This is a genomic window from Paraburkholderia podalyriae, from assembly GCF_014397785.1.
Taxonomy (GTDB): domain Bacteria; phylum Pseudomonadota; class Gammaproteobacteria; order Burkholderiales; family Burkholderiaceae; genus Paraburkholderia; species Paraburkholderia podalyriae.
On sequence record NZ_VZQQ01000006.1, the window covers coordinates 261713 to 275768 of the forward strand.

The 14056-nt window shown below is 63.7% G+C and carries 15 protein-coding genes; 13 read left to right on the forward strand and 2 right to left on the reverse strand.

Annotated features, from left to right (window positions below; translation table 11 throughout):
* Positions 1-17: 17 nt before the first annotated feature.
* From kdsD to F6X42_RS09665, 11 genes are all read left to right on the forward strand, one after another.
* Complete coding sequence (kdsD, locus tag F6X42_RS09615; protein ID WP_187633985.1) at positions 18-1001, forward strand: arabinose 5-phosphate isomerase KdsD; 984 nt, start codon at positions 18-20, stop codon at positions 999-1001.
* Positions 1001-1561 (forward strand): KdsC family phosphatase, encoded by a 561-nt coding sequence (locus F6X42_RS09620; RefSeq protein ID WP_187633986.1) that lies wholly within the window; start codon positions 1001-1003, stop codon positions 1559-1561. The genes kdsD and F6X42_RS09620 overlap by 1 nt, the downstream gene beginning before the upstream one ends.
* Positions 1558-2145 (forward strand): LPS export ABC transporter periplasmic protein LptC, encoded by a 588-nt coding sequence (gene lptC, locus F6X42_RS09625; RefSeq protein ID WP_187633987.1) that lies wholly within the window; start codon positions 1558-1560, stop codon positions 2143-2145. Before F6X42_RS09620 ends, lptC begins: the two co-directional genes overlap by 4 nt.
* A 39-nt stretch (positions 2146-2184) precedes the next feature.
* Positions 2185-2856 (forward strand): lipopolysaccharide transport periplasmic protein LptA, encoded by a 672-nt coding sequence (gene lptA, locus F6X42_RS09630; protein WP_187633988.1) that lies wholly within the window; start codon positions 2185-2187, stop codon positions 2854-2856.
* 17 nt (positions 2857-2873) lie between these two features.
* Positions 2874-3650 carry an LPS export ABC transporter ATP-binding protein gene (gene lptB / locus F6X42_RS09635; protein ID WP_187634028.1) on the forward strand — a complete coding sequence of 259 codons (777 nt, stop codon included), beginning with the start codon at positions 2874-2876 and terminating at the stop codon, positions 3648-3650.
* Positions 3651-3839: 189 nt separating this feature from the next.
* Positions 3840-5357 (forward strand): RNA polymerase factor sigma-54, encoded by a 1518-nt coding sequence (locus F6X42_RS09640; protein ID WP_187633989.1) that lies wholly within the window; start codon positions 3840-3842, stop codon positions 5355-5357.
* A gap of 170 nt (positions 5358-5527) precedes the next feature.
* On the forward strand, positions 5528-5884 hold the full coding sequence (gene hpf, locus F6X42_RS09645; protein ID WP_027199628.1) for a ribosome hibernation-promoting factor, HPF/YfiA family: 357 nt from the start codon (positions 5528-5530) through the stop codon (positions 5882-5884).
* A gap of 346 nt (positions 5885-6230) precedes the next feature.
* A complete protein-coding gene (locus tag F6X42_RS09650; RefSeq protein ID WP_083421008.1) occupies positions 6231-6746 on the forward strand; it encodes a PTS sugar transporter subunit IIA in 516 nt (171 codons plus the stop codon).
* Positions 6747-6822: 76 nt separating this feature from the next.
* A complete protein-coding gene (hprK, locus tag F6X42_RS09655; RefSeq protein ID WP_008921706.1) occupies positions 6823-7791 on the forward strand; it encodes an HPr(Ser) kinase/phosphatase in 969 nt (322 codons plus the stop codon).
* A 97-nt stretch (positions 7792-7888) separates the two neighbouring features.
* The gene (gene rapZ / locus F6X42_RS09660) at positions 7889-8782 is read left to right on the forward strand and encodes an RNase adapter RapZ (RefSeq protein WP_027199627.1); all 894 of its coding nucleotides are present in this window, start codon (positions 7889-7891) and stop codon (positions 8780-8782) included.
* Positions 8783-8821: 39 nt separating this feature from the next.
* Positions 8822-9457: an LON peptidase substrate-binding domain-containing protein gene (locus F6X42_RS09665; protein WP_187633990.1), complete on the forward strand. Its 636-nt coding sequence runs from the start codon at positions 8822-8824 to the stop codon at positions 9455-9457.
* A 68-nt stretch (positions 9458-9525) separates the two neighbouring features.
* On the opposite strand, the gene mutY is transcribed toward F6X42_RS09665, so the two are convergent.
* Entirely contained in the window at positions 9526-10587 is a 1062-nt protein-coding gene (gene mutY / locus F6X42_RS09670) for an A/G-specific adenine glycosylase (RefSeq protein ID WP_376776339.1), read from the reverse strand.
* 67 nt (positions 10588-10654) lie between these two features.
* Entirely contained in the window at positions 10655-11485 is an 831-nt protein-coding gene (mutM, locus tag F6X42_RS09675) for a bifunctional DNA-formamidopyrimidine glycosylase/DNA-(apurinic or apyrimidinic site) lyase (protein ID WP_187633992.1), read from the reverse strand.
* An 87-nt stretch (positions 11486-11572) separates the two neighbouring features.
* On the opposite strand from mutM, the gene F6X42_RS09680 reads away from it, so the two are divergent.
* Both F6X42_RS09680 and lolB read left to right on the forward strand, forming a co-directional pair.
* Positions 11573-13411, forward strand: coding sequence for a tetratricopeptide repeat protein (locus F6X42_RS09680; protein ID WP_187633993.1), 1839 nt, complete (start codon positions 11573-11575; stop codon positions 13409-13411).
* On the forward strand, positions 13411-14043 hold the full coding sequence (gene lolB, locus F6X42_RS09685) for a lipoprotein insertase outer membrane protein LolB (protein WP_187633994.1): 633 nt from the start codon (positions 13411-13413) through the stop codon (positions 14041-14043). Before F6X42_RS09680 ends, lolB begins: the two co-directional genes overlap by 1 nt.
* The last annotated feature ends 13 nt before the right edge of the window (positions 14044-14056 follow it).

Below are 14056 nucleotides of genomic sequence, written 5' to 3' on the forward strand. Positions count from 1 at the left end.
TTTGCTATACTCCGCGAATGATAGCGAAAATCAATGGCGACAGGGCACTCACGCTTGCTCGCGACGTACTCGACATCGAAGCGGACGCCGTGCGCGCGCTTCGCGACCAGCTCGACGGCAGTTTCGTCGGCGCGGTCGATTTCATCCTGGGTTGCCGTGGCCGCGTGGTCGTCTCCGGCATCGGTAAATCGGGCCATGTGGCCCGCAAGCTCGCGGCTACGCTGGCAAGCACCGGCACCCCCGCATTCTTCGTGCATCCGGCGGAAGCGAGCCACGGCGATCTCGGCATGGTCACCGCCGAGGACGTATTCCTCGCGCTGTCCAATTCGGGCGAAACCGAGGAGTTGATCGCGATCTTGCCGTTGATCAAGCGGATCGGCGCGAAGCTGATCGCGATGACCGGCCGTCCGGGCTCCAGCCTCGCGCAACTCGCGGACGTGCATCTGAATTCCGGCGTCGCAAAGGAAGCCTGTCCGATGAATCTCGCGCCCACCGCCAGCACCACCGCCGCGCTCGCGCTCGGCGACGCGCTCGCGGTCGCGGTACTCGACGCACGCGGCTTTGGCCGCGACGACTTCGCGCGCTCGCATCCCGGTGGCGCGCTCGGCCGACGCCTGCTCACCTACGTGCGCGACGTGATGCGCACCGGCGACCAGTTGCCGCAGGTCACACCCGAGGCGACCGTCAGCGATGCGCTCTTCCAGCTGACCGCGAAGCGCATGGGCATGACCGCGATCGTCGACCACGAGGGCCGTGTGACCGGCATCTTCACCGACGGCGACCTGCGCCGCGTGCTTGAACGCGACGGCGATTTCCGCCAGTTGCCGATCGACTCGGTGATGACCGCCGGCCCGCGCACGATCGGCCCAGACCATCTCGCGGTCGAAGCCGTGGAACTGATGGAGCGCTACCGCATCAATCAGATGCTGGTCGTCGACGAAACGGGCAAGCTGATCGGCGCGCTCAACATGCACGACCTGTTCTCGAAGAAGGTGATCTGATGGCCGTTGCCCCTCCTACCGCCACCGAACGCGCAAGCCGCGTGAAGCTGATGATTTTCGACGTCGACGGCGTACTGACCGACGGCGGCCTGCTGTTCACGGCGGAAGGCGACACGATGAAAGGCTTCAATTCAATGGACGGCCACGGCATGAAGCTGCTGCGCCAGGCCGGCATCGAAACGGCGCTCATCACCGGGCGCAAGTCCGGCATCGTGGCGGCGCGGGCGAAAGAAATGAACATCGCGCATGTCTATCAGGGCGTGCAGGACAAGCCCCAGGCGTTTGGCGATCTGCTGCAGCAAACCGGCCTCACCGCCGAGGAGTGCGGCTACATGGGCGACGACTGGGTCGATCTCGCGGTGATGCTGCGCGTCGGCTTCGCGGCCGCGCCGGCCAATTCGCATCCCGAAGTGATCGCGCGCGCGCACTGGGTCAGCGAGGCGCTAGGCGGCCACGGCGCAGCGCGCGAAGTGTGCGACACGCTACTGCGTGCGCAGCACAAATATGAAGCACTGCTGGCGGCGGCGTGCAGCGGCGAGCAACGAGGCCTAGTGGGATGAACCAGTTTCGCCTGACTTCGCTGATCCCGCTCATCGCGATGGCGGCGCTCGCCGGCATCACGTGGTGGCTGCTGCAAGCCACGTTGCCGCGTAAGACCGACGACGAGGTTCGGTCGAAGGAACACACGCCGGACTACTTCGCCGACAATTTCTCGGTGTCTGAACTCGATCAGTCGGGCGCGACGCAGTACAGGTTGACCGCACAGTCGCTGGTCCATTACGAGGACGACGAAATGAGCGACCTCGTCAAGCCGGCAATGCGGGCGTTCCAGCCCGGCAAGCCGATCGTCACCGCGACCGGCGATACGGGCACGGTCAACGCGGATGCGTCGATCGTCAATCTGTACCAGAACGCGCGCATCCTGCGCGCGCCCGGCAGCGGCGATCCGCCGATGCAGGCCGATTCCGAGCATTTCAGGGTCCTCGTCAACGACGATGTGATCGAGACTGAAAAGCCAGTTAAACTTCAGCGCGGCATGTCCGTAATGACTGCCAGCGGCATGAAATACAACAATGTCAACCGGTTTATGCAGCTGTTCGGCAATGTAAGAGGCGCAATTGCCGCGTCCGATTCCGGCCACTAAGCCAACGCATACCGGGTAATCCATTCCAGGCGTGACTGCATGAACGAATCGCTCCCCCGTTTTGATACCGGCCGTCCGCGCGTGCTGTCGGCGTGCCGCGCCGGACTCGCCGCGCTAGTCATCGCGCTGCCGCTCGTCGGCTTCGCGCCGCTCGCGCACGCGGACCGCGCCGACAAGGACAAGCCGCTGAACATCGAAGCGGACAACATGACCTACGACGACCTGCGGCAGGTCAGCATTTTCACTGGCCACGTGGTCGCGACCAAAGGGACGATCCTGATCAAGGCCGATCGCGTCGAAGTGTCGCAAGACCCGCAGGGCTACCAGTATGCGACCGGCACCTCCAGCGGCGGCAATCTGTCGTATTTCCGCCAGAAGCGTGAGGGGCTGGACGAATACATCGAGGGTACGGCCATCCGCATCGACTACGACGGCAAGCAGGATCTGACCACGCTGACCACCAACGCGACGGTGCGCCGCCTGCAGGGCATGACGACGCTGCTCGATCAGGTGCACGGCAGCGTGATCACGTACGACGGCCAGAACGACTTCTACACCGCGAAGGCGGGCAAGGACGTCGCAGGTCCGGGCAACCCGACCGGTCGCGTGCGCGCGATGCTGTCGCCGCGCAACGCCGGCGCTGCGCCGCTGACCGGCGCGTCGGCCGCGCTCGCGCCGTCCAACTCGATCCAGGGAGCGCCGAACCAGTGAGCACCATCAGCAGCACAATCGCGCCCCTCCCCCATCGCAAGCCGGCCGGGACCAGTAGTTCGCTGGCCGTGCGTAATCTGAAGAAGCGCTATGGCTCGCGCACCGTCGTCAAGGACGTATCGCTCGACGTAAAAAGCGGCGAAGTGGTTGGTTTGCTCGGCCCGAACGGCGCCGGCAAGACCACGTCGTTCTATATGATCGTCGGCCTTGTGCCGCTCGACGCCGGCGAAATCGACCTGGACGGCAAGTCGATCAGCCTGCTGCCCATTCACAAGCGCGCATCGCTCGGCCTGTCGTATCTGCCGCAGGAAGCGTCGGTGTTCCGCAAATTGAGCGTCGAGCAGAATATTCGCGCGGTGCTGGAATTGCAGCACGACGAAAACGGCAAGCGCCTCGGCAAAGACGTGATCACGTCGCGCACCGAAGCGCTGCTCGACGAGCTGCAAATCTCGCATCTGCGCGAAAATCCGGCGCTGTCGCTGTCGGGCGGCGAGCGTCGTCGGGTTGAAATTGCGCGCGCGCTGGCGACCAACCCGAGCTTCATTCTGCTCGACGAACCGTTCGCCGGCGTCGACCCGATCGCGGTGCTGGAAATCCAGAAAATCGTCAAATTCTTGAAGCAGCGCAATATCGGCGTCCTGATTACCGACCACAACGTGCGCGAAACGCTCGGTATCTGCGATCACGCGTACATCATCAGCGACGGCAGCGTGCTGGCTGCCGGCGCGCCGAGCGACATCATCGAAAACGAAAGCGTGCGGCGCGTCTATCTGGGCGAGCACTTCCGCATGTAAGCACACACGGCGTTCCCGGCCACGCGAGTTCGCGCGAACGGGGACACCGTTTTTGCGGCACCCGCACATCCTTCCCAGGCGGCGCAGGCTGGCGCCGCGCGGCGCGCCGATCGGTGCGTATCCGCAAATTGCGAGTGCCGCAAGGTATCGCGGTCGTGGCAAACTCTCTACAATGAATCTCAACCTGCCATGAAAGCCAGCCTCCAACTCCGCCTATCGCAGCATCTTGCGCTCACGCCGCAACTGCAGCAGTCCATCCGGCTGCTTCAGTTGTCGACGCTCGAACTGCAGCAGGAAGTCGCGATGGCGATCTCGCAGAATCCGCTCCTCGAAAACGAAGACGAGTGGATCTCGAGCCCGTTGCGAGTGGCAGCCGACGGTTCGGTGATCGCCCAGACACCGGGTTCCGCGGCGCCGGCCGATCCGATGGCCAGCAACGGTTCGACATCGTCCGAAGGCAACGGCGAGCGCGCCGAAAGTGGCGAGCCGCAGGGTGTCGACGAATACAACGGCATCTCGGGCGACGGTGGCGGCGATATGTCGCAGTGGAACCTCGACGACTACGGCCGCTCCGGCAACGCGTCGGACGACGACGACCTGCCCCCGCTGCAAATCCACGAATCGAGCACGTCGCTGCGCGACCACCTGATGGCGCAACTGCGCGTTACCCAGGCGAGCCAGCGCGACCGCGCGCTCGGCACGTTCCTGATCGAATCGCTCGACGACGACGGCTACCTCGCCGCCACGCTCGAAGAAGTGCTGGCCGACCTGCCCGAAGAGCTCGAAGTCGATCTCGACGAATTGAACGCCGCGCTTGCGCTGCTGCATAGCTTCGACCCGGCCGGCGTCGGCGCGCGGTCGGCGTCCGAATGTCTGAAGCTGCAATTGTTGCGGCTCGATCCATCGCCCACACGCACGCTCGCGCTAGACATTGTCGGCCATTACCTGGAACTGCTCGCGGCGCGCGATTTCACGCGGCTGCGCAAGCACCTGAAGGCCAGCGACGACGATCTGCGCGACGCGCATGCGCTGATCCGCTCGCTCGAACCATTTCCGGGCGCCGCCTACGGCAAGGCAGAAGCGGACTACGTGGTGCCCGACATCATGGTGCGCAAAACGGCACAGGGGTGGCAGGCGGAGTTAAATCCCGAGGTGGTGCCGAAGCTGCGCATTAACCATCTATACGCGAATATTTTGCGTAATAACCGCGGCGATCCCGGCAGTGGGTCGTTGCGCCAGCAACTGCAGGAAGCACGCTGGCTGATCAAAAACATCCAGCAGCGTTTCGAGACGATCCTGCGAGTTGCACAAGCAATTGTCGAGCGTCAAAAGAGCTTTTTTGTGCACGGCGAAATTGCCATGCGCCCCTTGGTTTTGCGGGAAATAGCTGATACGCTGGGCCTACACGAGTCGACTGTCTCGCGTGTGACAACCGGTAAATACATGCTGACCCCATTCGGGACGCTGGAATTCAAGTTCTTTTTCGGCTCACACGTTTCGACGGACACCGGCGGCGCAGCCTCGTCCACGGCCATTCGCGCGCTGATCAAACAACTGATAGGAGCGGAAAACCCCAAATCGCCACTTTCAGACAGTCGCATAGCCGAACTGCTGGCGGAACAGGGCTTCGTGGTCGCACGGCGCACCGTTGCGAAATACCGTGAGGCGCTCAGAATCCCGGCAGTCAACCTGCGCAAGTCTCTGTAGCCCGCCGCGTTTGGCAGCGGGCATTTACCGGCCGCTCCGCACCTGGCGGACAGGCCGGCCGCTGCGACCTGCCAGATGTCGGTCACCGGGGGGCGACACAGGCAAGCCGTCAGATCGACCGGACCTTCGTCATCGTGCGGACCAAGCGGCCATTAGCTTGGAGAAGCACTATGAATCTCAAGATCAGTGGACACCACCTCGAAGTAACGCCTGCGTTGCGCGAATACGTGATCACCAAACTGGATAGGGTGCTAAGACATTTCGATCAGGTCATCGACGGCAGTGTGGTCCTCTCGGTCGACAACCATAAGGAAAAGGACAAGCGTCAAAAGGTGGAAATCAACCTCCATCTGAAGGGTAAGGATATCTTCGTCGAGAGTTGTGACAGTGATTTGTACGCTGCGATCGATCTGATGATCGACAAGCTCGACAGGCAGGTGATACGCCACAAGGATCGTCTGCAAGGCCATCAGCACGAAGCGATCAAGTATCAGCCGGCGCCGCAACTAGACGTGCCGCCGCAATAGGAGAAATTAGAGGGAATTCCCTCATTTCGCCTGAACTCGTCAAGCCGCCCGCGACCGGGCGGTTTTTCGTTTCGGCGCCCGCTCTCCGCTCACCGCCCGCCGGTGCGCGTCGTCGAGGCCGATTTCAACCGTTCCCGCAGTCGGTTGCGCAGCGCGACATGAGCCGCGCCGCAAGCGGTGAAAAACCTGATATGCATAGATGGCGCGCCGCACCATCGACCGTCGCCCTGTTCTATAATGTTCCGGTTACCATCGGGGTCAAGCCAGTTCTGACGAAGTGGGGCCGGCCGAAGCGTCAGGCTTTCTCGATCGACTCTCACCGCCCATCTTCGCCAGCATCGAACGAATGGAACGCCACTCAACCGCCCCGGTGGGGAGAACTCAGGCCACGTTTTCGCCTGTCAACATGAATCGTTTAGCCAAATTTCTTCCCCTCGAGAACGTCGTCATCGGACTATCGGTCACCAGCAAGAAACGCGTGTTCGAGCAAGCGGGCCTGATCTTCGAGAACCAGAACGGCATCGCCCGCAGCACTGTCACAGACAATCTTTTTGCGCGAGAACGACTCGGCTCGACCGGGCTCGGCGAAGGCGTCGCGATTCCGCACGGGCGGATCAAGGGCCTCAAGCAGCCGCTCGCCGCATTCGTCAGACTCGCGGAACCCATCCCCTTCGAAGCGCCGGACGGCCAGCCGGTCTCGCTGCTGATCTTCCTGCTCGTCCCCGAACAGGCCACTCAACAGCACCTCGAAATTCTTTCCGAGATCGCGCAGTTGCTGTCCGATCGCGACGCCCGCGAGCGGCTGCACACGGAAGAAGACCGCGAATCGTTGCATCGCCTGCTCACCCAGTGGCAACCTTGATGCAACGGCGGCGGTAGTTCGTACGCGCACACACAGGTAAGGCCCGGCAAGCGGCTCACACTGGAGTCACTGACTCATGGATACGTCCAGCATCAACGCCCAGAGCATTTTCGACGACAACGCCGCCATGCTGAAGCTCAGCTGGCTCACGGGGCATGAAGGCTGGGAGCGCGGCTTTTCTTCGGAATCGGTCGCCAATGCCACGTCGAGCGCCGACCTTGTTGGCCACTTGAACCTGATCCACCCGAACCGGATCCAGGTACTCGGCGACGCTGAAATCGACTACTACAAACGTCAGACCGACGAAGACCGCTCGCGCCACATGGCTGAGCTGATCGCACTGGAGCCACCCTTTCTCGTCGTCGCGGGGGGAGTCGCGGCGCCGCCGGAGCTAGTGCTGCGCTGCACGCGCTCGTCGACTCCGCTGTTCACGACGCCGACCTCGGCGGCCGCGGTAATCGATAGTCTGCGTCTTTACATGTCGCGCATTCTCGCGCCGCGCGCGACGCTGCACGGCGTGTTTCTCGACATCCTCGGCATGGGCGTGCTGCTGACCGGCGACTCGGGTCTCGGCAAGAGCGAGCTCGGCCTCGAACTGATCAGCCGCGGCCACGGTCTGGTCGCCGACGACGCGGTCGACTTCGTGCGCCTCGGGCCGGACTTCGTCGAAGGACGCTGTCCGCCGCTGCTGCAGAACCTGCTCGAAGTTCGCGGCCTCGGTCTGCTCGATATCAAGACGATCTTCGGCGAAACGGCGGTGCGCCGCAAAATGAAGCTGAAGCTGATCGTGCAACTGGTGCGCCGCCCCGACGGCGAATTCCAGCGGCTGCCGCTGGAAAGCCAGACTGTCGACGTGCTCGGCCTGCCGATCAGCAAGGTGACGATCCAGGTGGCCGCGGGCCGCAACCTCGCGGTCCTGGTCGAAGCGGCCGTGCGCAACACGATCCTGCAGCTGCGCGGCATCGACACGCTGCGCGACTTCATGGATCGGCAACGTCTCGCAATGCAGGATCCCGATAGCCAGTTTCCCGGCAAGCTGATCTGAAGCCGGCGCAGCGCCATGAAGCGCCCGCGGAAGGCAGGTCGCGGGCACGCGCATGGAGGCCAGATGCTATGATGAAATCTACGCTTTCGACGACTCCATGCGCATAATCCTGATCACCGGTATCTCCGGCTCCGGCAAATCGGTTGCCCTGAACGCGCTCGAAGACGCGGGCTATTACTGCGTCGACAATCTGCCGCCGCGTTTTCTGCAGCAACTCGCCACGTACCTCGCCGCGGATGGCCAGGATCGTCTCGCGGTCGCGATCGACGCGCGCTCCAGTTCGTCGCTGGACGAAATGCCCGCGATGATCCACGACCTCAAGCGCTCACACGACGTGCGTGTACTGTTCCTGAGCGCGAGCACGCAGTCGCTGATTCAACGCTTTTCCGAAACACGTCGCCGCCACCCGCTGTCCGGCTCACCCGCGCACGACGCGGACGTGGGCCTGCTCACGTCGCTCGCCGAAGCGATCGAACGCGAGCGCGAACTGGTCGCGGGACTTGCCGAATTCGGCCATCAGATCGACACGAGCAATCTGCGCGCGAATGTGCTGCGCGCATGGGTCAAGCGCTTCATCGAGCAGGAGGACGCGGGGCTCGTGCTGATGTTCGAGTCGTTCGGCTTCAAACGCGGCGTACCGCTCGACGCGGATTTCGTATTCGACGTACGCACGCTGCCGAACCCATACTACGATCATGAATTGAGGCCGCTCACCGGCCTCGACAAACCGGTGATGGATTTTCTCGATGCGCAGCCCGTCGTCCACGAGATGATCGACGACATAGAGAAATATCTGTCCAAGTGGCTGCCGCATTTCCGCGACGACAATCGCAGCTACCTGACCGTCGCAATCGGTTGCACGGGCGGCCAGCACCGCTCGGTATTCATCGCGGAGACGCTTGCCGCGCGTCTCGCAACATCGGCGAATGTGATTGTGCGGCACCGCGATGCGCCGGTCGACGTCGGCGAATCATCGAAGCTGGTGGCTTAACCGGCCGCATCGCGCGGCCTTAACCCGAAGCGTTGCGCCATGTCCTCTACGCCTACTGTGTACGCCGATTTGCCGCTGTTTCCGCTGCATACGGTGCTATTTCCCGATGGCTTGCTGCCGCTCAAAATCTTCGAAGCGCGCTACCTCGACATGGCGCGCGACTGTCTGCGCGAAAAAGCACCGTTCGGCGTGTGCATGCTGAAAAGCGGCGCTGAAGTCGCGCGCGAGGAAGAACCTTCGGTGCCCGAAACGATCGGCTGTCTCGCCGAAATCGACGAGTGCGACGTCGAAGCATTCGGCATGCTGCTGATTCGCGCGCGCGGTACGAAGCGCTTTCGTCTGCTGTCGCATCGCGTCGAAGCGGACGGTCTGCTGGTCGGCATGGCCGAGCCGCTCGCCGACGACCTGCCGCTCGAAGGCAACGAGCTATTGGCCAAATTCGGCGCGTGCGCCGAAGTGCTCGAGCGGATCATTGCGACGATCCGCGAACGCGATCCGGACAGCCTACCGTTCGCGGAGCCGTTCCGGCTAGCCGATCCGTCGTGGGTGTCGAACCGTCTCGCCGAGGTGCTGCCGATCGCGCTGCGCGCGCGGCAAAAGCTGATGGAATTGACCGATGCGGGCGCGCGCATCGACATCGTGCATCACTACATGCAGCAGCATCAGTTGCTGTGAAATCCTGAAGGCGTGAAGGCGGCCGCGCGCAACGCAGGTTGCGCACGCAATGCCGCCGATCCCTTCCGCTAGATCAACGAGCCACGCAGACTGGTGAGCAGCTTGCGCACCGGCGCCGGCACGCCGAACGCATCCAGATCGCGGAGCGCTACCCAGGCGGTGTGCGCATCGTTGAGCGCGGCCAAGGCGCCGACACCGCGATCGAGCTCCGCGAGCCGCGGTTCGATATCGAGCTTGAAGTGAGTGAATACGTGCGAGAACGACGCGAGCGGTGACACCTCTCCGTCGCTGCCGAACGAGCGCGCCCGTTCGGCCAGCGATGCTTCGTCGGCGGCTTCGGGCAGACTCCACAGACCGCCCCAGATGCCCGACGGCGGACGCCGCTCGAGCATCACCGCATTGCCGTCGCGCAGCACCAGCATCCACGTGCGGCGTGTCGGCACCGCTTTCTTCGGGCGCGCGATCGGCAATTCGCGCTGACGGCCGGTGACGTTGGCGACGCAGTCCGGCGCGAACGGACAGCGCGTGCAGTCCGGTTTGCCGCGCCCGCACAACGTCGCGCCAAGATCCATCAAGCCCTGCGTGTACGCGCTGACCTCCGCGTTCGACGCATTCGACGGCAGCAGCGATTCCGCGAGCGTCCACATTGCGTTCTCAACTTTCTTCTCGCCCGGAAAACCTTCGACGCCGAATACGCGTGCAAGCACGCGCTTCACGTTGCCATCGAGAATCGTCGCGCGCGCGCCGAACGCGAACGACGCGATCGCCGCGGCCGTCGAGCGTCCGATGCCGGGCAACTCGGCGAGCTGATCGACCGACGCTGGAAACACGCCGCCATGCTGCTCGACGACCACCTGCGCGCAGCGATGCAGATTGCGCGCGCGCGTGTAGTAGCCGAGGCCGGCCCACAGTGCCATCACTTCATCGGACGGCGCGGCGGCGAGCGCAGCGACATCCGGGAAACGCGCGAGAAATTTCGCGTAGTACGGAATCACCGTCGACACCTGGGTCTGCTGCAGCATGATTTCGGACAGCCAGATGCGGTACGGATCGCGCGTGTTCTGCCACGGCAGATCATGGCGCCCATGTTGGTGCTGCCATGCGATCAGACGCGCGGCAAAATCCGGCATCGGCGCAATCGCGGGTGTGGAATCGGACGCGCTGGTCGTTGGAGTCGGGCGGGAAGGCATCGAGAATCTAGCGCTGGCAGGTGGGACAGAAGTATGTGGAGCGTTGCCCCTGCACGATCTGTTTGACTGGCGTTTCACATACGCGGCATGGCAGGCCAGCGCGATCATAGACGAAGTAGTCGAGCTGGAAATAGCCGCTCTCGCCGTCGCTGCCGACGAAATCGCGCAGCGTGCTGCCGCCCTTGTCGATCGCGGCGGCGAGCGTTACGCGCACGGCATCGGCCAGCAGTTCATAACGCACGAGCGACACACGGCCCGCCGCGGTGGTCGGCCGGATGCCCGCACGAAAGAGACTTTCCGACGCGTAGATGTTGCCCACGCCGACCACGATGTCTCCCGCCAGCAGCGCCTGCTTCACCGACACCTTGCGCCCGCGCGTCAGCCGATGCATCAGCGCGCCCGAAAACGCCGGCGAGAAAGGCTCGACGCCAAGGCTCGCGAGCAGCGGATGGTCGAGGATGTCGCCTTCTTCGCGCGGATGCCACAGCACCGCGCCGAAGCGGCGTGGATCACGATAGCGCAGGATGAAGTCATCGAAGATCCAATCGACATGGTCGTGCTTCGCCGCGGCCGGCGGATGCGGCACGTGACGCAGAACGCGCAACGTGCCCGTCATGCCGAGGTGCACGATGAACCACCCTGCGTCGATTTCGAACAGCAGATACTTGCCGCGCCGCTCGACTTTGCGTACCACATGGCCGCACAAGGTCTTCGCAAGATCGGTCGGAATCGGCCAGCGCAGCGCGGTCGTGCGCACGTCGACGCGCTCAACCTTGCGCCCGGACACATACGGTTCGATCCCTCGTCGGGTAACCTCGACTTCTGGCAACTCTGGCATGGCTGAGTGGTCTGCTACTTGCGTGAGTGGTTGTGCGCGTATTGTAGCGAGCGCGTTACAATCGACTGAAACATTGAACGGATTTCCATGAACGTGTCCTTCGTGAAGCTGCTTTCAAAGCGCCGCGCGCGCGTGTCCCACGTGCCGCTCGGCTCCGCTCGGCGGATGCTCGGTGCAGCCGCGCTTGCATTGTGGGCGCTGGCCGCTGTGCCCGCGCATGCGCAGGACCCGTCGCCGGATTCCGACGACACGTCGGTCACGATGCCGGACCCGCTGGGCCCGGCAACGCCTGAAGAGGAAAAGTCGCTGCCCGACGTGCCGCTGTCGAGCCAGATCGTCTTCCAGGTGCTGGCCGCCGAAATCGCGCTGCAGCGCGACCAACCGGCACCCGCCTATCAGACCTACCTCGCGCTCGCGCGCGATACGCACGACCCGCGCATGGCGCAACGCGCCACCGAAATCGCGCTGGCCGCGCAGAGCCCGTCGGACGCACTGGCCGCCGCGCAACTGTGGCAACAGTACGCGCCGAGCTCGGAACGCGCCGCCCAGCTCGACGCATCCCTGCTCGTGCTGTCGGGCAAGCCCGATGATGCGTCGCCGATCCTGTCGCAAGAACTCGCGAAGGTACCTGAAGAAAATCGCGGCAGCGCTATGCTCGCGCTGCAACTGCTGCTGTCGCGCGGCCCGAACCGAATCGGTGGCCTGCACGTGTTGCAGGAGCTGGTGAAGAACGACATGAACCGGCCGGAAGCGCAACTGGCCGTCGCGCGCCAGCAGCTGCTGGCCGACGACGCGCCGGGAGCGCGCAAGTCGCTCGAGCAGGCGCTCGCGATCAAGCCCGACTATCTGCCGGCCGCGCTGATGCTGTCGCAGATGGGCCCGGAAGAGCGTAAGGAAGGCATCGCGTCGCTCGAAAAGTACGTGCAGCAGAACCCGAAATCGCATGACGCGCGGCTCGCGCTCGCGCAGATGTATCTCGCGAGCGACCGTCTCGACGACGCGCAGAAGCAGTTCGAGATCATGCGCAAGGCGAACTCCAACGACCTGACGCCGTTGATGGCGCTTGCGCTGATCAAGATCCAGCAGAAGAATCTGGCCGAAGCGCAGACCTATCTGATGCAGTTCGCGCAGCAGGCCGAGAAAACGCCGGGCGCCGATGCAGGCCAGGCCTACATCTATCTCGCGCAGCTGGCGCTCGAACAGAAGAACGAAGCGGCCGCCGACGGCTGGCTGAACAAGATCTCGCCGGCGAGTCAGCAATACCTGGCCGCGCAGATCACGCGCGCGCAATTGCTTGCGAAACAGGGCAAGACCGATGAGGCGCGCCAGTTGCTGGCCAATTTGCAGACCTCTGATCCACGTGACGTGGCGCTGATCGCGCGCACCGATGCGGCGATCCTGTTCGACGCGAAGCGCTACCCGGAGGCCGAACAGCGCCTGCAGCAAGCCACGGCGAACTTCCCCGACGACCCCGATCTCACCTACGACTACGCGATGGCCGCCGAGAAAACCGGCCATTACGACGTCATGGAAGCGCAGTTGCGCAAGTTGATCCAGACGCAGCCGGACAATCCGCAGGCGTATAACGCGCTCGGCTATTCGCTCGCCGATCGCAACCAGCGCCTGCCGGAGGCGGATAAACTGGTCGAGAAGGCCTCGGCGCTTGCACCGAACGATGCGTTCATCATGGACAGCGTCGGCTGGGTCAAGTACCGGATGGGTAACACGACCGACGCGATCAAGCTGCTGCGCAAGGCATACAGCCTCCAGCCGAACGCCGAAATCGGCGCGCACCTGGGCGAAGTGCTGTGGAAGGCCGGCGATCACGAACAGGCGCGCGCCGCGTTTCGCGAGGCACGCAAACTAGAACCCGACAACGAGACTCTCGTCAAAACGTTGCAACGTCTTCAGGTAAACGATCTTTGATGCGTCTTTCCCGTTTGATTTCTTTTTCCAGGGCGCCACGCGGCATCGCGCTCGGGCTCGCGGCGGCAGCGGTTGTCGCGCTGGCCGGCTGCGCGTCGGTGAAGCCGCAGGGGCCGTCCACGTCGAACGCGGCGACCGAAGTCACCGCGCAGACGAGCCGCTCGTATCAGGGCCGCTTCGCGATCCAGTACAACGATCAGAACGGTCAGCAGCGTAACGCCTACGGCAATTTCTCGTGGCAGGAGACGGGCGACACTGTCACACTGCAATTGCGCAATCCGCTCGGCCAGACGCTGGCCATCGTGACGTCGTCGCCGGCTACGGCCACGCTCGAGTTGCCGAACCGCCCGCCGCTCACCGCCGACAACGTGTCGACACTAATGCAGAACGCGCTCGGCTTCACGCTGCCGGTCGAAGGGCTGCGCTACTGGCTGCAGCCGTCGCCGGCGCCGACGTCGCGCGCGACGACCGAGAAGGACCCGGAGCAGCCGTCGCGCCTGAAGCAGATCACCCAGGACGGCTGGACGATCGACTATCTCGCCTATGCCGATGCGCCAGCCACCGGCGTGAAGCGGCTCAATCTGAGTCGCTCGGAGCCGCCGCTCGACATCAAGCTCGTACTGGATCAGTGAATCGTCTTTGCTG